The 19,402-nt window shown below is 66.4% G+C and carries 17 protein-coding genes; 5 read left to right on the top strand and 12 right to left on the bottom strand.

The annotated features are described in order from the left end of the window. The first annotated feature begins 1 nt into the window (after position 1). On the top strand, positions 2 to 901 hold the full coding sequence (gene pstA, locus MKW15_RS20215; protein ID WP_240861348.1) for a phosphate ABC transporter permease PstA: 900 nt from the start codon (positions 2 to 4) through the stop codon (positions 899 to 901). A gap of 61 nt (positions 902 to 962) precedes the next feature. Beyond that, positions 963 to 1,739, top strand: coding sequence for a phosphate ABC transporter ATP-binding protein PstB (pstB, locus tag MKW15_RS20210; RefSeq protein ID WP_240861346.1), 777 nt, complete (start codon positions 963 to 965; stop codon positions 1,737 to 1,739). A gap of 186 nt (positions 1,740 to 1,925) precedes the next feature. Here pstB and MKW15_RS20205 read toward each other — a convergent pair whose 3' ends face one another. The 8 genes from MKW15_RS20205 to MKW15_RS20170 all read right to left on the bottom strand — a co-directional run bounded on the left by MKW15_RS20205 (position 1,926) and on the right by MKW15_RS20170 (position 9,541). After that, positions 1,926 to 2,075 carry a hypothetical protein gene (locus tag MKW15_RS20205; protein ID WP_240861344.1) on the bottom strand — a complete coding sequence of 50 codons (150 nt, stop codon included), beginning with the start codon at positions 2,073 to 2,075 and terminating at the stop codon, positions 1,926 to 1,928. A 97-nt stretch (positions 2,076 to 2,172) separates the two neighbouring features. Further along, a complete protein-coding gene (gene phoU / locus MKW15_RS20200; protein ID WP_240861341.1) occupies positions 2,173 to 2,835 on the bottom strand; it encodes a phosphate signaling complex protein PhoU in 663 nt (220 codons plus the stop codon). 98 nt (positions 2,836 to 2,933) lie between these two features. Next, positions 2,934 to 5,048 carry an LCP family protein gene (locus MKW15_RS20195; RefSeq protein ID WP_240861337.1) on the bottom strand — a complete coding sequence of 705 codons (2,115 nt, stop codon included), beginning with the start codon at positions 5,046 to 5,048 and terminating at the stop codon, positions 2,934 to 2,936. A gap of 193 nt (positions 5,049 to 5,241) precedes the next feature. Beyond that, entirely contained in the window at positions 5,242 to 6,327 is a 1,086-nt protein-coding gene (gene dusB, locus MKW15_RS20190; protein ID WP_240861405.1) for a tRNA dihydrouridine synthase DusB, read from the bottom strand. A gap of 215 nt (positions 6,328 to 6,542) precedes the next feature. Then, positions 6,543 to 7,535, bottom strand: coding sequence for an acyl-ACP desaturase (locus MKW15_RS20185; protein ID WP_240861335.1), 993 nt, complete (start codon positions 7,533 to 7,535; stop codon positions 6,543 to 6,545). A 245-nt stretch (positions 7,536 to 7,780) separates the two neighbouring features. Further along, on the bottom strand, positions 7,781 to 8,305 hold the full coding sequence (locus MKW15_RS20180; protein ID WP_240861333.1) for a nuclear transport factor 2 family protein: 525 nt from the start codon (positions 8,303 to 8,305) through the stop codon (positions 7,781 to 7,783). Between the two features lie 65 nt (positions 8,306 to 8,370). Then, positions 8,371 to 9,060 carry a nucleotidyl transferase AbiEii/AbiGii toxin family protein gene (locus MKW15_RS20175; RefSeq protein WP_240861330.1) on the bottom strand — a complete coding sequence of 230 codons (690 nt, stop codon included), beginning with the start codon at positions 9,058 to 9,060 and terminating at the stop codon, positions 8,371 to 8,373. Beyond that, positions 9,053 to 9,541: a helix-turn-helix domain-containing protein gene (locus MKW15_RS20170; RefSeq protein ID WP_240861328.1), complete on the bottom strand. Its 489-nt coding sequence runs from the start codon at positions 9,539 to 9,541 to the stop codon at positions 9,053 to 9,055. Before MKW15_RS20170 ends, MKW15_RS20175 begins: the two co-directional genes overlap by 8 nt. Before the next feature lie 155 nt (positions 9,542 to 9,696). Here MKW15_RS20170 and MKW15_RS20165 point away from each other — a divergent pair, with 155 nt between their 5' ends. Together MKW15_RS20165 and MKW15_RS20160 are read left to right on the top strand one after the other, a co-directional pair. Next, complete coding sequence (locus MKW15_RS20165) at positions 9,697 to 11,511, top strand: serine/threonine-protein kinase (RefSeq protein ID WP_240861324.1); 1,815 nt, start codon at positions 9,697 to 9,699, stop codon at positions 11,509 to 11,511. After that, a complete protein-coding gene (locus MKW15_RS20160) occupies positions 11,511 to 12,365 on the top strand; it encodes a fibronectin type III domain-containing protein (RefSeq protein ID WP_240861322.1) in 855 nt (284 codons plus the stop codon). Before MKW15_RS20165 ends, MKW15_RS20160 begins: the two co-directional genes overlap by 1 nt. Here MKW15_RS20160 and MKW15_RS20155 read toward each other — a convergent pair whose 3' ends face one another. Next, positions 12,366 to 13,766 (bottom strand): glutamate decarboxylase, encoded by a 1,401-nt coding sequence (locus MKW15_RS20155; RefSeq protein WP_240861319.1) that lies wholly within the window; start codon positions 13,764 to 13,766, stop codon positions 12,366 to 12,368. 141 nt (positions 13,767 to 13,907) lie between these two features. Between MKW15_RS20155 and MKW15_RS20150 the strand changes: the two genes are divergently transcribed. Further along, positions 13,908 to 15,308: a WS/DGAT/MGAT family O-acyltransferase gene (locus MKW15_RS20150; RefSeq protein ID WP_240861317.1), complete on the top strand. Its 1,401-nt coding sequence runs from the start codon at positions 13,908 to 13,910 to the stop codon at positions 15,306 to 15,308. On the opposite strand, the gene MKW15_RS20145 is transcribed toward MKW15_RS20150, so the two are convergent. The 3 genes from MKW15_RS20145 to MKW15_RS20135 are packed head-to-tail and all read right to left on the bottom strand — an operon-like array spanning position 15,309 to position 19,390. Further along, positions 15,309 to 17,330 (bottom strand): NAD(+) synthase, encoded by a 2,022-nt coding sequence (locus tag MKW15_RS20145; protein ID WP_240861315.1) that lies wholly within the window; start codon positions 17,328 to 17,330, stop codon positions 15,309 to 15,311. Positions 17,331 to 17,357: 27 nt separating this feature from the next. Continuing rightward, entirely contained in the window at positions 17,358 to 19,022 is a 1,665-nt protein-coding gene (locus MKW15_RS20140) for a SulP family inorganic anion transporter (protein ID WP_240861313.1), read from the bottom strand. Next, on the bottom strand, positions 19,019 to 19,390 hold the full coding sequence (locus tag MKW15_RS20135) for an ArsR/SmtB family transcription factor (protein ID WP_240861311.1): 372 nt from the start codon (positions 19,388 to 19,390) through the stop codon (positions 19,019 to 19,021). Before MKW15_RS20135 ends, MKW15_RS20140 begins: the two co-directional genes overlap by 4 nt. Positions 19,391 to 19,402 lie beyond the last annotated feature (12 nt).

Here is a 19,402-nt window from a genome sequence, read left to right as displayed (position 1 = left end):
TATGAGCGTCACCACCGAGACGTCGACCGATCCGGTCAAGAAGCGTCCGTCCGGTTTCACGCCGCTGTCCGCGCGTCGACGGTTCGCCGACAGTTCGGTCAAGATCCTGGTCATCGCGTCGCTCGGCGTCGCGCTGGTCCCGCTGGTCTGGCTGGTCGTGACGTTGGTCGCCAATGGCATCGAACCCATCCTCGACCCGGAATGGTGGACCAAGCCCGAGCTGAAGGGCGGCGCCGCCAACGCCATCGTCGGCACGCTCATCCAGACGGCGATCGCGGCGGTCATCTCGATCCCGCTCGGCATCTTCGTCGCGATCTACCTGGTCGAATACAGCACGGGTAAGTCGGTCCTGGCCCGCACCACGACCTTCATGGTCGACATCCTCTCGGGTGTGCCGTCCATCGTCGCCGCACTGTTCGTGTACGCGGTGTGGCGCACGACGCTCGGGCTGCCGCGATCGGGTTTCGTGGTCGCCATCGCGCTGGTGCTGCTGATGGTGCCGCTGGTGGTCCGTGCCACCGAGGAGATGCTCAAGATCGTCCCGCAGGACCTGCGCGAGGCAGCCTACGCCCTCGGCATTCCGAAGTGGAAGACGATCCTGCGGGTCGTCCTGCCGACCGCGATGTCGGGCATCATCACCGGCGTCATGCTCGCCATCGCCCGCGTCATGGGTGAATCCGCGCCGGTGCTGATCCTCGTCGGGTCGACGCGGGCGATGAACTGGAATCCCTTCGACGGCAACCAGGAATCGCTGCCGCTGATGATGGTGCAGCAGTACAACAACGGGCCCGGTGCCCTGGACCTGGTGTGGGGTGCGGCCCTGACCCTCGTCATCCTGGTCGCCCTCGTCTACTTCAGCGCCAAGTGGGTGGCCAAGATCTTCGCCCCCAAGACCTCCTGACCCTTCGAGGCTCGCTCCGCTCACACCTCAGGGAGCGGCTCACACAGATCGGAACACAGCAATGGCCAAGCGGCTCGACATCAAAGACCTGAACATCTACTACGGCAGCTTCCACGCGGTCAAGGACGTCACCCTCGACGTGCCGCCGCGCTGCATCACCGCCTTCATCGGGCCGTCCGGTTGCGGCAAGTCGACGGTGCTTCGGACCCTGAACCGCATGCACGAGGTGACGCCCGGCGCCCACGCGACCGGCAGCGTCCTGCTCGACGGTGAGGACATCTACGGCAAGGGCGTCGACCCGGTCAGCGTCCGCTCCACCATCGGCATGGTGTTCCAGCGCCCCAACCCGTTCCCGACGATGTCGATCCGCGACAACGTCGTGGCCGGCCTCAAACTGCAGGGAGTCCGTGGCAAGTCGGAGCTCGACGAGGTCGCCGAGCGCAGCCTGCGCGGCGCCAACCTGTGGGAAGAGGTCAAGGATCGCCTCGACAAGCCGGGCGGTGGTCTCTCGGGCGGTCAGCAGCAGCGTCTGTGCATCGCGCGTGCCATCGCGGTGTCGCCGGACGTGCTGCTCATGGACGAGCCCTGCTCCGCCCTCGACCCGATCTCGACGCTGGCCATCGAGGATCTGATGGGCGAGCTGAAGAAGGAGTACACGATCGTCATCGTCACCCACAACATGCAGCAGGCTGCGCGTGTGAGTGACCAGACCGCGTTCTTCAACCTCGAGGGCATCGGGCAGCCGGGGCAGCTCGTGGAGATCAACGACACCGAGACGATGTTCTCCAACCCGCTCAAGCGGGAGACCGAGGACTACATCTCCGGTCGCTTCGGCTGAGCAGACCCACCCGCCGGCTGGGGTGACCCCTCCCGCCGGCTGAGGTGCGAGGAGCGCTAGCGACGAGCCTCGAAGGCCCCTGGTGAGATGACATTTCTTGTCTCACCAGGACCCTTCGAGGCTCGCTTCGCTCGCACCTCAGGGAGCGGTGGGGCTTTCGCTCGCACCTCAGGGAGCGGTAGGGAACTACATACTCAGCAGCAAGATCACCAGAAGCGCGACCAGTGAGGCGGTCACGCCCAGGTAGGTCATGATCTGGCGCCGGTGCGCGGCAGCTTCCGCGTCGTGCTCGGACACCGCGTTGAAGTCGGGCTCGGTTGGATAGTGGAGACCCATTCGGCCACCTTAACGCCGGGTGAGTCCGCAGGTGAAATCGAAGCGGGGCCGCTCACAGTGTGAACGGCCCCGTGTCGACGAGCACACCGCACCGGCGTCAGGAAACCTCTTGGTACTGCTCGGGGGTCTGGCCGGTGGCCTGGAAGACGACGCGACGCCCGATGAGGACGGCGTGGTCGGCGAAGCGCTCGTAGAAGCGGCCGAGCAGGGTCACGTCGACGGCGGCGGCGACGCCGTGGCTCCATTCCCGGTCCATCAGCACGGTGAACAGGTGACGATGCAGGTCGTCCATCGCGTCGTCGTCTTCCTGCAGTCGCACCGCGGCCTCGGGGTCCTGGGTGTTGAGCACCTCGCGAGCGTTGTGTGCCAGCTTCACGGCCAGCCGGCCCATCTCGGCGAAGTAGCCGTTGACCTCTTCGGGAAGGGCCTTGGCGGGGTGGCGTCGTCGGGCGATCTTGGCGACGTGCAGGGCGAGCGCGCCCATGCGGTCGACATCGGCGACGATCTGGAAGCCACTGACGATCCCACGCAGGTCGCCCGCGACCGGGGCCTGCAGTGCGAGCAGGGCAAACGCCTGCTCCTCGGCCCGCGCCGACAGCTCGCTCATGCGGTCGTTGTCGGTGATGACCTCTTCGGCGACGGCGAGGTCGGCCTGCAGGAGAGCCTGGGTGGCCCGGGCCATCGCCGCGCCGGCGAGTTCACACATCTCTCCGAGGATGCTGTTGAGCGCCTCGAGCTGCTCATGGTAGGCGGTACGCATAGGCCAAGTTTACGTGTTCTGGCTGGTATTCCCCGAGCCGGCGCAATGAACACACCGTGAACGGGGGCGTACGAGTCTGTTCGGCAGTATTCGTCCGGCTACGCGCAGGTGGTGTCGCCGGCGTTGGTGATGGCCAGGTCGTTGGGCAGGTTGTTGACCCGCACCGACGGCGGCAACTGGTTCACCGTCAGCGTGCTCCCGGCTTCCGGTGCGCTACCCACGCTTCCCGTGAAGCCACTTCCCAAGATGACCTCCACACCCGACCGGACCGTGCGGTCGGACTGAATGGTGGCACCCGGAATCGTCGCGGCCAGCGTTGCCGCCGCGTCCTGCTGACCGGGTCCGTAACGGACCACGGTGTCCGCGCGGCTCTCCGACGCGTCGGCGACACCGCGGACGTCGAACCCCTGTGCGGCGAGTTGTTCGGAGACCCCGGCCGCCAGACCGGTCTGGCCGCTGCCGTTGAGCACCCGCACGCCGACGTTGGCCGGGCTCTGCGCGGTCGCGGTGACCCGGCTCGGTGTGTCGGGCGTGGTGGTGCTTCCGGCGGTGTTGTCGGTGGTGGTCGTGCTCTTCTTCGGCGCCGACTTACGCCCGGTCTCCCGCGGGAGTGCCTGGTCGTCGATGATCGCGTTGAAGATCGCGTTGATGCCCTCGGTGTTCGGCAGTTCGTTGTTGCTGCCGTCGGTGGCGGTGCCCGTCGTCGGGATGGTGATGAAGGAGACCTTGCCGGCTTCGATGCCCTGCATCGATTCGGCGAGGTCCAGCAACGACTCGGTGTTCACGTTCTGCACGAGGCTGTAGTCGATGAACGTGTTGATGATCTTGTTGAGTTTGCTCGGATTGGACAGCACGTCGCCGGACAGCGTCGAGCGCAGCAGCGACGACATGAACAGCTGCTGGCGCTTGATGCGGCCGTAGTCGCCGTTGCCCTCCGACGCGATCGTCCGGGCCCGCACATAGTTGAGGGCCTTGCGTCCCTTGAGTTTCTGCTTTCCGGGTCGCTTGAGGATGTCGCCGAGTTCGTAGTCGTAGAGCGAGGTGGTCGAGCACACCTCGACACCACCGACGGCGGTGACGACCTTCTCGAATCCGTAGAAGTCCATCGCGATGAAGTGGTTGATGTTGAGGCCGCTCATCGCGGTCAGCGTGCGCACCAGACAGGACGGGCCGCCCTCGGCGTAGACGCTGTTCAGTTTGACGCCGGACGCCGCATAGAGCGTGTCGCCGTAGGACTGGTTGGAGTTGTCCCACTGCTGGCACTCGGGCCGGTCGACCGCGAGGTCTCGTGGGAACGAAACAGCCACCACGCGTTCACGATTGGCCGGGATGTTCACCAGGATGACAGTGTCGGAGCGGGCGCCCTGGATCTCGGTGTCGTCACCGGCACCGACCTTGGAGTTCTTGCCGCCGCGCGTGTCGGTGCCGACGATCAGGTAGGTCTCGTCGCCGTACTGCGCGTCTTTGTTGCGGATGTTCTTGTCGTCGGGGTCGATCGCGGCGATGGTTCGCCAGCTGCCGTTCCAATGCTTGAGGTAGCCCCAGGCGAAGCCGGTGCCGACCAAGGCGCACACGCAGGCCAGGGCCACCAGCACACGTCCGGTGATGGTGGCGCGCCGCGCGACCGATCCGCGCCGCTCGGGGTCCTCTGGGTGGCGCTTGGGTGTGGACCGGGTGGGGAGCTGCGCGCTGAGGTCCGGGGTGGGCTGCAGGGGAGCGGCGTGCGTCTCCTGGGCACGCGACTCGGCGATGGCGCGCTTGGCGGTGGTGCGATCGGACAGGTCGACGCCTGCGTCGCCGGTGACCGTCGGAATCTTCTGGGTCGCGTCGTTGTCGAACCGATGAGCCGCCGTCAAGTTCTCGTCCGGGGCGGGCTGTCGCGGTGCAGGTGGTGGTGCAGGGGCCGGGGTGGGCGCCGCCGGTCGCGGCGGCTCCTCGGCATTCATCTGCTCCATGAGCTCGCGAACGGTCAGCCGCGTGCGTCCTCGCACGTAACGGTCTGATCCGCGGGGTTCCCGGAGGCTCGGATGGGCGGCCGATGCCGGTGGCGGCGTCGTGTTCGGGGAGGTCGGATCGCTGGTCGGTGTCTTGTCGCCGAACTTCTCGCGGAAGTCGTTGGCGTCCCGGTCGCGTCCGGCGCGACGGCTGCGACGGGGGCGTCTGCCCCCGGCATCCGGCTCCGGACCGTCGGGTCCTGATGTCCAACGACTCACGTGGCTTCCTCGCGACCCCGAACGTGGAATGCGCGCCGCCGCTCTACTGGGGTCTTACGCTGCGGCGCGCACCATTACATGGTCCCGTCGGCCGGGACCTTTCGGGTCATAGTACTGATCGCACCTGAGAAGCCATCTCAGCCACAGCGGTGTGTGACAACGATCGCAACCAGTGTTTGCGCTGGTAAAGGCGTCAGCCGCCAGAGTGCATGATCTCGGCGCCGGCGGGGACGACGTCTTCGTACGGATCGTCGAGCCAGCCGTCGGGCAGCGCGACCTTCGCGGGCGAGCCCTGTCGTCCGCGCGGGCCGTGACCGTCGGTGGGGAACGGCGCGTCGGCGGGCAGCGACCCGACGAGTTCGCGGAGCTGATCGACCGTTTCCACCAGCGCCATGCGGCGTCGGATGTCGGAGCCGGCGGGGAACCCGCGCAGGTACCAGGCGACGTGCTTGCGAATCTCGCGGCAGCCCTTCATCTCTCCGTGATGGGCGACGAGGAGTTCGCAGTGCCGGACGATGATGTCGGCGACCTCGCCGAGGGTCGGCGGTTCCGGCGCGGCGAATCCGCCCAGTTCTGCGGCCAATTCGGCGAACAACCAGGGCCGGCCCAGGCAGCCGCGGCCGATCACGACGCCGTCGCAGCCGGTCTGCGCCATCATCGCCACGGCATCCGCCGGCTCGAAGATGTCGCCGTTGCCGAGGACCGGAACGTCGGTCACGTGCTCCTTGAGCCGGGCGATCTCGTCCCAGTCGGCCTGGCCGGAATACCGCTGTGACGCGGTACGGGCATGCAGCGCAACGGCTTTCGCGCCTTCCTCGGCGGCGATCCGGCCGGCGTCGAGGTGGGTGCGGTGGTCGTCGTCGATGCCGATGCGGAACTTCACCGTGACCGGGATGTCGGTGCCCTCGGTGGCACGGACCGCGGCCGCGACGATCTTGCGGAACAGCGTGCGCTTGTAGGGGATCGCCGAGCCGCCGCCCTTGCGGGTCACCTTCGGTACCGGGCAGCCGAAGTTCATGTCGATGTGGTCGGCGAGATTCTCGTCGACGATCATCTTCGCGGCCGCATAGGTGTATTCGGGGTCGACGGTGTAGAGCTGCATCGACCGCGGCGACTCCTCCGGCGCGAAGGTCGTCATGTGCATCGTCACCGGATGCCGTTCGACCAGCGCCCGCGCCGTCACCATCTCGCAGACGTAGAGGCCCGACACCGTGCCGGCGCGCGCGATCTCGAGCTCGCGGCACAGGGTGCGGAACGCGACGTTGGTGACGCCGGCCATCGGAGCGAGCACCACCGGACTCGCCAGTTCGATCGATCCGATGCGCAACTTCCCGCTCCCTGAGGTGCCTTCACCGCTCCCTGAGGTGCGAGGAGCGCTAGCGACGAGCCTCGAAGGGCTTGGTGACGCACAGTCGCCAGGCCTTCGAGGCTCGCAGGCTCGCACCTCAGGCAGCGGGGGTGCTGCGTCGGTGACGGTTGTTGTTACAGCGGTGCTCAGGACGCCTGCTGCTCCCGCTTCTTGGCCTCGCGGGCGAGTGCGCGGTCGCGCATCTCCTCGAAGCGGACGGTGTCCTTCTCCAGCTGCTCGAGGAAGGCGGCGAGCTCCTCGCGGGTCTTCTCGCCTTCGCTGGTGAAGTCTTCACGCTCGAAGACCTTCCACTTGCGCAGGACCGGCTGGATGACCTCTTCGAGGTGCTGACGCAGGTCGTAGATGCCGTGCTTGGCCATGAGCACGCCGTGGCGACGGAAGTTGGGCATGCCGGCGCCGGGCATCTGGAAGTTGGTCACGATGTCGGTGACGGCGCGCAGCGTCTGGTCGGGCGAGATGTCCATGCCCGCGCCGCAGATGTTGCGGTAGAAGATCATGTGCAGGTTCTCGTCGGCCGCGATGCGCTGCAGCATCTTGTCGGCGATCGGGTCGTTGCAGGCCTTGCCGGTGTTGCGGTGGCTGACGCGGGTGGCCAGCTCCTGGAAGGTCACGTACGCAACCGAGTGCAGGATGCCGAGTTCGTCGGCGTACTCCTCGAGCTCTTCGGTGCGGCCGGCGGCGGCGAGCATCGGGTCGTAGCCGTTGGTCATGTGGATCATGCGCGCCTCTTCGAGGGCGACCGGGTCGACCCCGCGGGTGACGACGAGGTAGTCGCGCATGACGATGCCGTGGCGGTTCTCCTCCGCGGTCCAGCGGCCGACCCAGTGGCCCCAGGCGGAGTCCATGGAGAAGTTGTCGGCGATGACGCGGTGGTAGGAGGGCAGATTGTCCTCGGTCAAGAGGTTGGTGATCATGGCCGCCTTGGCCACCTCGTCGAGCTGTGAATTCTCGGGGTCGTAGTCCGCGCCGCCGAGCGCGGCGTAGTTCTTGCCCTCGTCCCACGGCACGTAATCGTGCGGATTCCAGTCCCTGGCGGTCTTGAGGTGCCGATTGACGTTGTCCTCGGCCACCGTCTCGAGCTCTTGGAGGAGTTCGAGTTGGGTGAGGTCGCGTGCCATTGATATTCCTCCGGGTGGTTTCGCGTGTCTCGACTGCTCGTGTTGCCGGCCTGGACGTCGGGCCGACCATCCGGTGCCAGGATGCTCCCCCGTCGAACTCCGGGCACCGCTGATCAAAGGTCAAGCCTACGGCACCGATCGGACACGCCCAAGTCGATGCTTACGGTGTCGTAGCTTGAGTCCCCGACGTTACGCCTCGTCGCGCAGAACCGAACGTGTGTTAGGTCACCCTAACTCGGCCGACTCTACGCGCGTCCGGCCGATCGTGCGAACATCTCGCCGGTCGTCTCCATCCAGGTGCGCGCGGCGTCGTCGAGAGTGCCCAGGTCGCGCGCCTTTTCGCACCACCGCATCGCGGCGATACCGAATTCGAGGGGGTTGTAGACGTCCTCCTCGATCGACCACAGTCCGTCGCCGGCGTAGGTGAGGATGGTGATGTTGGTCGCGGTCATGTGGGTTCCGTCGCCCGGATCTCGCATCGGGTTGTCGACCTCGCAGATCACCCGACCCGTCGGCGCGTCGACCACGTGCCACAACGCCGGGAAGCCGGTCATGTGGCTGCCGGGGAACGCCGTCATCGTCTTCCAGATCCAGGCGCGGATCTCCTCGCGGCCGCGCATCGTGCCGAGTGCATGCTCGATGTAGTGCGCGTCTTCGGTGAACATGTCGGCGAAGCGATCCCAATCCCGGCTGACCGCGATCTCGGCGACGGTGCGCTGGAAGTCGAGGAAGGCGCGGTCGAGTTCGTCGGCGTCGAACACTGCTGTCATGGCGGTGATACTAGAACGTGTTCTAGTTCGACGGGGCCGGTCGGTTGATCTCGGGCGCGATCACCTCACGCCGCCAAATTGATGATCCGTTCCCACAAGACGGCTTTCGGCGTCCGGGTCATGTGCAATGCACGCATGCAGTCGTCCAACCGGTGGGGATTGCCCCGCAGGTCGTCGATCGCCTTGTTCAAGTCCTTCACCACCGCCGACCGGTAGGCCGTTTGGGCCTTCGCTGTCGCATGGCGCATCAGGTCGTGGGTCGGTTGCATCATCGCAAGGTCGATGAGGTCCCGGCTGTAAACCGACCGGTCTGCCCATCTGTCAGAGTTCGCCAGGAGCTTTGTGGTGGCCATGTCCATCGCTGTCAGCGTCGTGACCCCGCAGAAGACATCGTCGGCCTCGGGTTCATCGAGGGGAATCCGGTTCTCGAAGACGATTTCGAACTTGATCGGCTCTTCCTCGATGTCGACCACGGTCCTGATGCCGTACTGGTCGGTGATGACCGGGCGAAGGGTTTTCAAGGGCAGCCTGGTCAGCGCATTCAAGCCATCTGCCCCGCGAACTCGCTCGCGGAGGTCGAAATAGCCAGATTTGTCGGAGACCATCAAGTCGATCTCTCGGGACTCACGGAACTCGCCATGGCGCAGGGCGATTGCGGTGCCGCCCCCGAAGTAGCACTTCGACGCCGCGAGCAGATCGGCGTCGAGCGCCTCGAGGACAGCGGCGATCCGGGTGTGGTGCGGGCGCTCAAACAAGCAGAACTCCTCCGCTGTACGCGTCGGCAAGACGCTGCACAAACGCGCGCTCCTCATCGCTCATCGCGGACTGGTCGACGTGTCGCCAGTTGCGTTCGTACAGCCGGAGAGCGTCCAACTCGCTGATCTCGGTGTCGGCATGTAGTTGCCATGCGATCGCCGATAGTTGCTCGTAGTCGCCGATGCGGGCGGTCGCTTCCTCTCCGCTCGCGTTCGACGGGGTTGGCGACGCCGAATGGTCGCCCGGCTCGACGACTGCCAATTGCAAGCCCAGAGCGGTGGCCGCATTCAGGTACGCACCGATCGTCACAGACGGCGCGCCTGACTCGATCCGATGCAAGGTGACGCGTGACATTCCGGCGGCTTCGGCGGTGGTCACTGCGCTTATGCCGAGATCCAGGCGTCGCGCACGTAGCGCGCCACCGATGGTGGCCAGCACCTTTTCGGTGGTGGGCGGGATCTCGGGATTGCGAGCCGGCATGTATCTCATTCTATACACTGCGGGACGCCGGCTATTGGTTCGCGGGTTGGGGATTCGGTGCGCGATGGGGCAAGATTGTGCACCTCACCGGGTTTGATTGCCGACGTCGGCCGTCGCCCGGGCAGGGTATGAAGGCAGGATCGGTCGAGTAGGGCATGTACCAGGTTGGGGATCTGATCGCCGGGTACCGGGTGCTGGAGGTACTCGGTCACGGCGGCATGGGTGAGGTGTACAAGGCCGCCCATCCGCGGTTGCCACGTGCCGACGCGATCAAGGTGCTGCGGTCGGCGCACGCCACCGATCCGGTGTTCCGCGCGCGCTTCGAGCGCGAGGCGGATCTGGTCGCCCCGCTCAATCACCCCAACATCGTCGCCGTGTACGACCGCGGCATCTACGACGGCCGGCTCTGGATCGCCATGGAATTGGTGCCGGGAACCGACGCGGGGCACCTGGTCGACACCCTCGGACCGTTGGACCCGCGCTTGGCCATGGCCATCGTCAACGGCGCCGCGGCGGGTCTCGACGCCGCGCACCGCCGCGGCATCACCCACCGGGACATCAAACCGGCCAACATCCTGGTCACTCCCGGCGAGGATGCGATGGTCCCGGATGCGGTGAAACTCACCGACTTCGGGATCGCGCAGGCCCTCGACGAGGTGACGTCGCTGACCGGCACGGGCACCACGGTCGGCACGATGCGCTACTCGTCGCCCGAGCAGATCGGCGGGCACCGGGTCGATCTCCGCAGCGACATCTATTCGCTCGGCGCCACCGCGTACGAATTGCTGACCGGCGCACCGCCGTTCGAGGCGCCATCGCTGCACGGGCTGATGAGCGCCCACATGTTCGCCGAACCGCCTCGGGCGACCGAACGCAACCGCACCCTGCCGCCGGGCGTCGACCCGGTGCTGCAGCGTTCGGTCGCCAAGAACCCCGACCACCGATTCCAGAGCGCCCGAGATTTCGCGACCGCGCTCGGTGACGCCTTCGACACGCGCAAGACGCTGGTCGGGCCCACGCCGACGATGCCGCCACCAACACCAGCACCAGCACCTGCACCTGCCCAGGCCACGCCCGGTGCATGGCCGACCGCCCCGCAATATCCGTCGTCGCCGACCGTCCAACCGGTGGGCGTCTGGAACTCTGGGCCGGTGTCGCCGCCATCGGCGCCGCCTCGCAAGCCACGCCGACTCGCGCTGATCGGCACGGCGATCGTGCTGGCCGCGGCCTTGGTCGGGGCTCTGGTCGCGCTGTTGATGCCCGACGCAGGACGATTGGAGACGCCCGGCCGGCCCGACGCCAAGGTCACCACCCGGGCGGTGGAGCTGACCTGGAACAGTGTCGGCGGGGCGTCGTCCTATGTGGTGAAGCAGAACGATCAGGAGATCTACACCGGCCCCGGCACGACTTATGCGGCGCCGCTGCCGCTTCCCGGTAAGTACACGTACACCGTTGCCGCGCGCAGTGATTCGGCCCCCGGATCGGAGTTCTCCCTCGCCTCCGACGAGGTGACGGTCTACATGACGTGGGGTGAACTGCAGTGGGTGGCCGACCTGTACCCGGATCTGATTCCGGTGACTCCGTTGAGCACCAACACGTTTGACGAGATCACCTGCTCCGGTGGTGGCGGCAGTCTCGCGTTCCCGGAGAACACCCAGAAGACGATCGACTGCAACAAGTACGAGGCCGACGACACCACCAAGATCTACCAGATCTCGATATTCGCCTTCGACAGCCCGGAGGCGACGTCGACGGATGTGAAGATCGGAACCTACCGGTTTTCGCCGCAGCCGTTCACGACCACCCAGGGCAACATCGGGACGTTGTACGTCGGAGCCGACAGATTCAACGGAGGCTCGGCCACGCTCGCCTTCAGTTCGGGCCCGCGCGCGCGAACCTACGTGCAGGTCTTCTACCCGGACGGCACGCCGAAGCAGGCGGCCGACCTCATGCGGAAGCTGCCGATCTGATGACACACCCCGGTCCGCAGATCAGTTACCCGACGCCGGTGTCCGCCAGTCCCGTTGTGCCACGCAAGCCCCGACGCTGGTTGGGCGTCGCGGTGATCGCAGTGCTTTCCGTCGTCGCACTCGTCGGTGCGTACCTGGGCGTCCGTGCCCTGGACACCCCGAGCGCACCCGATGCCCCGACCGGACTGGAGCTCACCAAGGAACCGGGACGGGTCAAGGCGACGTGGCAGTCGGTCGATGGTGCGAGCGGATATCGGCTCGTCCGTGACGACGTCGTCGTGTACAGCGGACCCCACACCACCGCGACCGACATCACCGTGACCAAAGGTGAGCATTCTTACCGGGTTTTCGCCATCAAGGACGACAGGGATTCTGCGGCAAGCGAATCCGAGTCGATCGCGGCTGGTGCCGGCTGGGGGTTGTACGCGCCGCTCGTCGGCCAGTTCCCCGACCTGGTGCCGCAGGCCCCCGATATCGCGTCCTCGTTCGAGGGCACTCGGTGTGTCTGGATGATCGTGCCGTCCCTCGACGAGCGAGGCCCGGCCGAGAACGGCAACGGAAATCAGCGCACCGTCGCCCGTATCCGCTGTGCGACACAGGGACTCGAACGCAACTTCGCCTTGACCTGGTACGTGAACCAGGACGCGCGCAATGCCGCCTTCTCGAAGGAGGCCGAGACCGGTCACCCGGTGAGCTGGAAGCATGGCACGGCCACGATCGACCCGGTGAAGGGCCGCGGCATGTTCAAGATCTCCGACGACCCGGCCCAGGAACTCTCGACCGTGATCATCGCCGGCGCCATCAAACTGACCGAACAGCAGATCCTCGACTTCGCCAACTCGCTGCCGATCTAGTCAGTGATGGAAGTTGCTCGTCGTCGACGGTGTCGGCATCGGGGCGTCCAAGTTGTCGAGGTAGACGACGGACTCCTTGATGTCCTGCAGCAGATTGGTCGCGAGGTCGCGGGAGAGGCCGTTGCGGACGACGATGCGTTGCACGGTGCGGTCGGACAGGTTGTCGGGCATCGGGTATGCCGGGACCAGCCAGCCGCGCTGCCGCAGCTGCGACGACAGGCTGTGCAGATCCCAGTTCTCGGAGGTTCCCTTGGCGAGTTGCCAGGCGAACACTGGGATGTCGGTGCCCTCGCTGATCAGCTCGAACTGGTCCATCGAACCGATCGCCGCCGACAGGTAGGTGGCCACATCCTGGCAATTCTGTTGCACCGCACGGTATCCGGAGAAGCCGAGGCGGAGGAACTGGTAGTACTGCAGCAGCACCTGGGAGCCGGGCCGGGAGAAGTTCAGGGCAAAGGTCGGCATGTGGCCGCCGAGATAGGTCACGTCGAACACCAGGCTGTCCGGCAGGAGTGAGCGATCGCGCCACACCACCCAGCCGATGCCGGGGTAGACCAATCCGTACTTGTGGCCGGACATGTTGATCGAGTGGACGCGCTCGACGCGGAAGTCCCACGGCAGGTTCGGTTGCAGGAACGGGGCGACCGCCGCTCCGGACGCGCCGTCGATGTGGATCGGGATGTCGAGTCCGGTGTTCTTCTGGATCTCGTCGAGGGCGTCGGAGATCGCGGTGACCGGTTCGTAGGCGCCGGTGTAGGTGACGCCCATGATGGCGACGACGCCGATGGTGTACTCGTCGACGTAGTCGGCCAGGTCGTGACCGTCGAGGGTCGGGTGTTCGTCGGTGACCGGGACGTAACGCGCCTCGACCTCGAAGTAGTTGCAGAACTTCTCCCAGCACACCTGCACCGCCGAGGACATGATCAAGTTCGGGGTGCCGCCCTCGAGGCCCTTGGCCTTGCGCGCTTCCTGCCACCGGCGCTTGAGTGCGAGACCGCCGAGCATCGCCGCCTCCGACGACCCGATGGTCGACGTGCCGATACTCTTTCCCGGATCGGGGGCGTTCCACAAGTCGGCAAGGATTGTCCAGCAACGGGTTTCGATGGCCGCGGTCTGCGGGTACTCGTCCTTGTCGATCATGTTCTTGTCGGCCGACTCGAGATAGATCCGGTTGGCGTGGTCGTCCATCCAGGTTCCGACGAAGGTCGCGAGATTCAGTCGCGCGTTGCCGTCGAGCATCGCCTCGTCGTGCACGATCTGATAGGCGGTCTCAGGGAGGGAGGGGTCGGCGGGCATTTCGTAGCGGGAGAATGCCGTCGCTTCGCCGGGCCGGCAGAACACGGGGTTGGCCTCGACCGGGATGTCGCGGTAGTTCTCACGATCGGTGGGACGAATGTGCATGGGGCAAACGTACTCGCGGAACCGGTCCCTGCTGCCCACTTCCTGCGGCATCATATAAGAAGGATGAGGACATTCTGTGGGTGAGAAGGATGGGGACATCCTGCGTGCGCACGGCAGGGAGGACGAGATGCGGATGAGTGTATGGAACGGCTGAGCGGGCTCGACGCGTCATTCCTGTACCTGGAGACCAGGTCGCAGTTGATGCACGTGATCGGTCTGGTGGAGGTCGACCCGAGCACGGTGCCCGGCGGTTATTCCTTCACCAAGATGCGCAGCGAACTCGAACGGCGCGTCTCGGCGATGCCGACTTTCCGTCGCAAGCTGGACAATTCGATGCTCAACATCGACCATCCGGTCTGGATCGAGGACGACGACTTCGACATCGAACGTCACGTCCACCGGGTGGCGGTTCCTGGTCCCGGTGATGCGGGCGAACTCGCCGAACTGGTGGGACATCTCGCCGGGCAGACACTCGACCGTGGCAAGCCGCTGTGGGAACTCTGGATCATCGAGGGGATGGCGAACGGTCGGATCACGGCCATGCTGCGTGTCCATCACGCGAGCACCGACGGTGTCACGAGCGCCGAAATGCTGTCGCAGCTCTGCACTCTCACGCCCGAAGCGCCCGATCTCGATCCGGACAAACTCCTCGAAACCGCCGGGCCGTCGTCGCGGACGACCATCGCGGTGACCGGCGCGATGAACTTCTTCCTCGGTCGTCCGGTGGCGATGGCCAAGCTGCTCCCGGGCACGCTCGGGGTGCCCTTCGACTGGCTGCGTCGTTCGCGTTCGGACAGCGCGATGCCCGCCCCGTTCCGGGCGCCGCGCACGCGATTCAACGCGCCGATCACACCCCACCGCAGTATCGCGCTGAGCCAGCTCTCGCTCGAGGACGTCAAGCGCGTGAAGAACCGGTTCGGCGTCAAGATCAACGATGTGGTGCTCGCCATGGTCGGCGGCGCGATGCGCACCTACCTGACCGATCACGACGAACTGCCCGACCAGCCGTTGGTCGGCATGGTCCCGGTGTCGGTGCACGACGCCAACGAGAAAGACCTGGTGGTCGAGGGCACCAACAAGGTGACCGGCATGTTCACCCTGCTGCCCACCGACATCGACGACCCGGTGCAGCGGGTGGAAGCGGCCGCCGAATACAGCCGGACCAGCAAGGACCATCACCAGACCATCGACGGCAACATCCTGCGCGGCTGGGCGCAGTTCGCGCCCGGTGTCACGATGGCCAACCTGATGAAGTTCTACGGAGACCGCAAGCTGGCGTCGGCCCATCCGCCGATCTTCAACGTGCTCGTCTCCAATGTCGCCGGGCCCGACTTCCCGCTGTACTTCCTCGGCGCCAAGGTGACCGGTGTGTACCCGCTGGGCCCGATCTTCCAGGGTCTCGGCCTCAACATCACCGTGTTCTCCGCCGACGGGCACCTCAACATCGGCATCGTGTCGTGCACCGACCAGACCCCCGACCCCGAGTCGATCGCCAGTGCCTTCGACGACCAGCTCAAACAGCTGCTCGCCGCCTGCGACTGATCACCGACCTCCGAGGTCGTCGAGCCACACGCGGGCCGACGCGTCGGACGGCGAGCGCCAGTCGCCGCGCGGGGACAGCGATCCGCCCGAACCGATCTTGGGTCCGTTGGGCATCGCGGTGCGTTTGAACTGATTGTTCATGAACCGCTTGAGGAAGACGCCGAGCCAGCGTTCGATGGTGGCAGCGTCGTACTCGTTGCGCCGCTCGGGTGCGATCATGTCCGACCACGGGCCGCGATCGCGGTCACCCCACGCCTGCTGCGCGAGGTAGGCGATCTTGGCCGGCCGATAGCCGAATCGCGTGTGGTGGTAGAGGAAGAAGTCGTGCAGCTCGTACGGTCCGACGGTGTCCTCGGTGCTCTGGATGGCGCCGTCGGCTCCGGGTGGCACCAGCTCGGGGGAGATGACGTCGGCCAGGATCTCGGTGAGGGCGCTGGTGGTGTCCCCGGAGTACTCCCCGGTGGCGATCATCCACCGGATCAGATGCTGGATAAGGGTTTTCGGCACCGACCCGTTGACGTTGTAATGCGACATCTGGTCGCCGACGCCATACGTGCACCAGCCGAGGGCCAGTTCGGAGAGATCGCCGGTGCCCAGCACGATTCCGCCGTGGTGGTTGGCCAGCCGGAACAGGTGCGACGTGCGTTCGCCCGCCTGGACGTTCTCGAAGGTCACGTCGAACACCTGCTCGCCGCGGCTGAACGGGTGATCGAGGTCGGCGAGCATCTGCAGACACGACGGTCGGATGTCGAGTTCGGTGCCGCTGACGCCGAGGGAATCCATCAGGGTGTGTGCCCGCCGCAGGGTGGCGTCGCCGGTGGCGAACCCCGGCATGGTGTAGGCGAGAATGTTGCTGCGCGGCAACCCGAGTCGATCGAAGGTGTCGACCGCGACGAGTAGCGCCAGGGTGGAGTCCAGTCCGCCGGACACCCCGATGACGATCTTCTCGATCCCCGTCGCACGCAATCGCGCCGCCAGGCCCTGCACCTGGATGTTGCGGACTTCCCGGCACCGTTCGTCACGGTCGGCGGAATCCGCCGGCACGAACGGGAATCGCGGGATGACGCGGCGCACCACGTCGTCGTCGTTGATCGTTCCGAGGTCGAAACTGATGCGGCGTAACGCTTTCAGGTCGTCGGCGTAGTCGCCGGCCTGATCGCGCAGGCTGATCATGCGGCGTCGCTCTTGTCGTAGGCGGTCCAGATCGATGTCCGCGGAGATGATCTGGCTGGACATCGCGAACAGGTCGCTGCGGGCGAGCAGGGTGCCGTTCTCGGAGATGAGTGCGTCGCCGTCCCAGGCGAGGTCGGTGGTGGACTCGCCGTATCCGGCCGCGACGTAGAGGTGGGCTGCCACCAATCGCGCGGAATGGCTGGTACACAAAGACTTCCGGTACGACTCCTTGCCGACGGTCACCGGACTGCCCGACAGGTTGGCCAGCACCGTCGCGCCGCCGAGCGCGGCCCAGGTACTCGGCGGCACCGCCACCCAGCCGTCTTCGCAGATCTCGACGTGCAGGGCGAACCCGGGCAGATCGGCGGCCTCGAAGATGAGGTCGGTGCCGAACGGAACCTCGGCGCCGCTGACGGTGACCGTCGTCGTCACCGCGTCCCGGGCGGCGGAAAAATACCGCTGTTCGTAGAACTCACGGTAATTGGGCAGATACGCCTTCGGTACGACGCCCAGAACCCTGCCGTCGTGGACGATGGCGGCGCAGTTGAAGAGGCCGTCGCCGACGACCATCGGCAATCCCACGGCGACCACCGGCCGCAGTCCGGCGCTCGCCTCGACGATCTCGTCCAGACCCACGAGACAGGCGTGCAGCAGCGCGTCCTGCTGCACGAGGTCGTCGATGCTGTATCCGCTCAACCCGAGTTCGGGGAAGACGACTAGACCGGCGCCGTCGTCGGCGGCGCGGCGCATCAGCTCGATGGTGCGGGCGGTGTTGGTCGCTGGGTCGGCTAGGGCGACGACGGGTACCGCGCCGGCGACGCGGACAAACCCGTTGGCATGGACAGACACAACGTCAGCGTAGCCGGGGGTGCAGCGCTAGTGTTCGACCCGCGCGACATGATCGCGCGCGTGCTCGATCGCGTCGTCGAGCGTGTCCATCAGGTGATTCTCGTGGCGCAGTGAGTCGAACACCCCGACCCCGTCCAGCAGCCGACGATGTTCGGGCTGAACTCCCTTGATGATCACGGTGATCCCGCGTGCCTCGAGGTCGGCGACGATCTCGGCGAGGGTGTGCGCGCCGGTGGCGTCGAGCATGCCCAGATGCGACATCCGGATGATCACGACCGTCACCCCGGCCGGGCCGGCGCCCTCGGCGATGGTCGACGAAATGCGTTCGGCCGCACCGAAGAACATCGCGCCGTCGAGCCGCAGGAGGGCGATCTGGTCGTCGCCGTCGTGCTCTGGGCCGGGCAACTCCTCGCGGGTGACGCTCGACCGCTTGGCCACTTGCCGCAACGCGAAGAACGCGGCCACCACGATGCCGATCTGGACGGCCTCGATGAGGTCGAAGCACACGGTGATGACGGCGGTGACGACGAAGATGATCGCGTCGGATCGTGTGGAACGCAGGATCTTGCGCACGGTGGTCGCCGAGATCATCCGGAAGCACGTGACCATGAGAACACCGGACAGCGCGGCGAGTGGGATCTCGGACACCGGCCCGGTCGCGAGGTAGACGACGCCGAGCAGGAACAGAGCGTGCACTATCGCCGACACCCGCGTGCGAGCACCCGATCGGACGTTGACGGCGGTCCGCGCGATCGCACCGGTCGCGGGCATGCCACCGAACAGGCCGGACGCGACGGACGCGAGTCCCTGACCGGTCAGTTCGCGGTCGGGATCGTAGGGTCCGGTCGGCGACATCGTCGCAGCGACGCGCGCCGACAGCAACGATTCGATCGCTGCGAGAGCCGCGATGGCCAGCGCGGCGCCGAACAGGGGTTTGAGTGCGGCAGGGTCCACGTCGGGCAGGACCGGTGCGGGCAGATGCGACGGCAGTTCGCCGATCCGCGCGACGTCGACGTGCAGCACGATCACCGCGATGGTCGCGACCACCACTGCGGTGAGCGACTCGGGGATTCCGCGGTGGATGCGGGGGAGTCCGACCATCAGGACCGCGACCAGCGCGACCACTCCGAGCGTCTTGACCGCGACCGTCCAGTCCGCATGGATCACCACGTCCAGTGCTGCGGGGAGGGTGCGTTGACCCGCCGGCGCGGTGGTGCCGAAGGCCGCGGGAACCTGCTGCAAGAAGATGATGACCGCGATGCCCAGGGTGAATCCCTCGATCACCGGCCAGGGGATGAAGGTGACCGCGCGACCGAGCCCGACGACCCCCGCCACCAGCACGATCAGCCCGGCCAGCACCGTGACGAGCGCGACGCTGCCGAGTCCGTGTTCGGCGACGATGGGCGCGAGGATCACCGCCATCGCACCGGTCGGACCCGACACCTGCACGTGCGAGCCGCCGAAGATCGCCGCTATGAGACCGGCGACGACGGCGGTGATGAGCCCGGCGGCGGCGCCGACGCCGGAGCTGATGCCGAACGCGAGCGCCAGCGGAAGCGCGACCACGCCGACCGTGATGCCCGCGAGGACGTCGGTCTTCCACGACGAGCGCAGGTCGGCGTAGTCGGCGCGTTCAGGCAGTAGTCGGGTGACGCGCACGCGTGCGTGGCGGACCGCGGTCGAGAAGGTCACTTCTTCACCACCGGCGGCAGCGATGACAGCGCGCGCAGCTGATCCCGGCGGGCTCCGAGGGTGTCCGCGAGGAACGTGCGGGCGATGACCAGCAGTTCGGAGATCTTCGGGTGGGCGAGTTCGTAGAAGACGGCGTTGCCCTTGCGTTCGCTGCGGACCACCTGATGGCGCTTCAGGACGGCGAGGTGTTGGGACAGCAGCGTCGGCTCGATCTCGGTGATCGTCAGCAATTCACTCACCGGTGTCGGTTCTCCGTTGGCGCTCAGCACCTCCAGCACCCGGATGCGCGCGGGATGGGCGAGTGCCTTGAACAGGTTCGCCTTGATCTCGTAGAGCGGGCGGTCGTCGTCGTGGGAGGTGTGCGGCATGGTGGCTCCATG

The organism is Gordonia gummivorans (assembly GCF_022513585.1).
GTDB lineage: Bacteria > Actinomycetota > Actinomycetes > Mycobacteriales > Mycobacteriaceae > Gordonia.
The sequence above is the reverse complement of the archived record's forward strand: the minus strand, read 5'-3'. Positions and strand labels throughout refer to the sequence as shown.

What these genes read in the sequence shown, in the direction of transcription:
- pstA (WP_240861348.1), top strand. Translation starts at nt 2, where the DNA reads ATGAGCGTCACCACCGAGACGTCGACCGATCCGGTCAAGAAGCGTCCG.
- pstB (WP_240861346.1), top strand. Translation starts at nt 963, where the DNA reads ATGGCCAAGCGGCTCGACATCAAAGACCTGAACATCTACTACGGCAGC.
- MKW15_RS20205 (WP_240861344.1), bottom strand. Translation starts at nt 2,075, where the DNA reads ATGGGTCTCCACTATCCAACCGAGCCCGACTTCAACGCGGTGTCCGAG.
- phoU (WP_240861341.1), bottom strand. Translation starts at nt 2,835, where the DNA reads ATGCGTACCGCCTACCATGAGCAGCTCGAGGCGCTCAACAGCATCCTC.
- dusB (WP_240861405.1), bottom strand. Translation starts at nt 6,327, where the DNA reads ATGGCCGGCGTCACCAACGTCGCGTTCCGCACCCTGTGCCGCGAGCTC.
- MKW15_RS20185 (WP_240861335.1), bottom strand. Translation starts at nt 7,535, where the DNA reads ATGGCACGCGACCTCACCCAACTCGAACTCCTCCAAGAGCTCGAGACG.
- MKW15_RS20180 (WP_240861333.1), bottom strand. Translation starts at nt 8,305, where the DNA reads ATGACAGCAGTGTTCGACGCCGACGAACTCGACCGCGCCTTCCTCGAC.
- MKW15_RS20170 (WP_240861328.1), bottom strand. Translation starts at nt 9,541, where the DNA reads ATGCCGGCTCGCAATCCCGAGATCCCGCCCACCACCGAAAAGGTGCTG.
- MKW15_RS20165 (WP_240861324.1), top strand. Translation starts at nt 9,697, where the DNA reads ATGTACCAGGTTGGGGATCTGATCGCCGGGTACCGGGTGCTGGAGGTA.
- MKW15_RS20160 (WP_240861322.1), top strand. Translation starts at nt 11,511, where the DNA reads ATGACACACCCCGGTCCGCAGATCAGTTACCCGACGCCGGTGTCCGCC.
- MKW15_RS20155 (WP_240861319.1), bottom strand. Translation starts at nt 13,766, where the DNA reads ATGCACATTCGTCCCACCGATCGTGAGAACTACCGCGACATCCCGGTC.
- MKW15_RS20150 (WP_240861317.1), top strand. Translation starts at nt 13,908, where the DNA reads ATGGAACGGCTGAGCGGGCTCGACGCGTCATTCCTGTACCTGGAGACC.
- MKW15_RS20135 (WP_240861311.1), bottom strand. Translation starts at nt 19,390, where the DNA reads ATGCCGCACACCTCCCACGACGACGACCGCCCGCTCTACGAGATCAAG.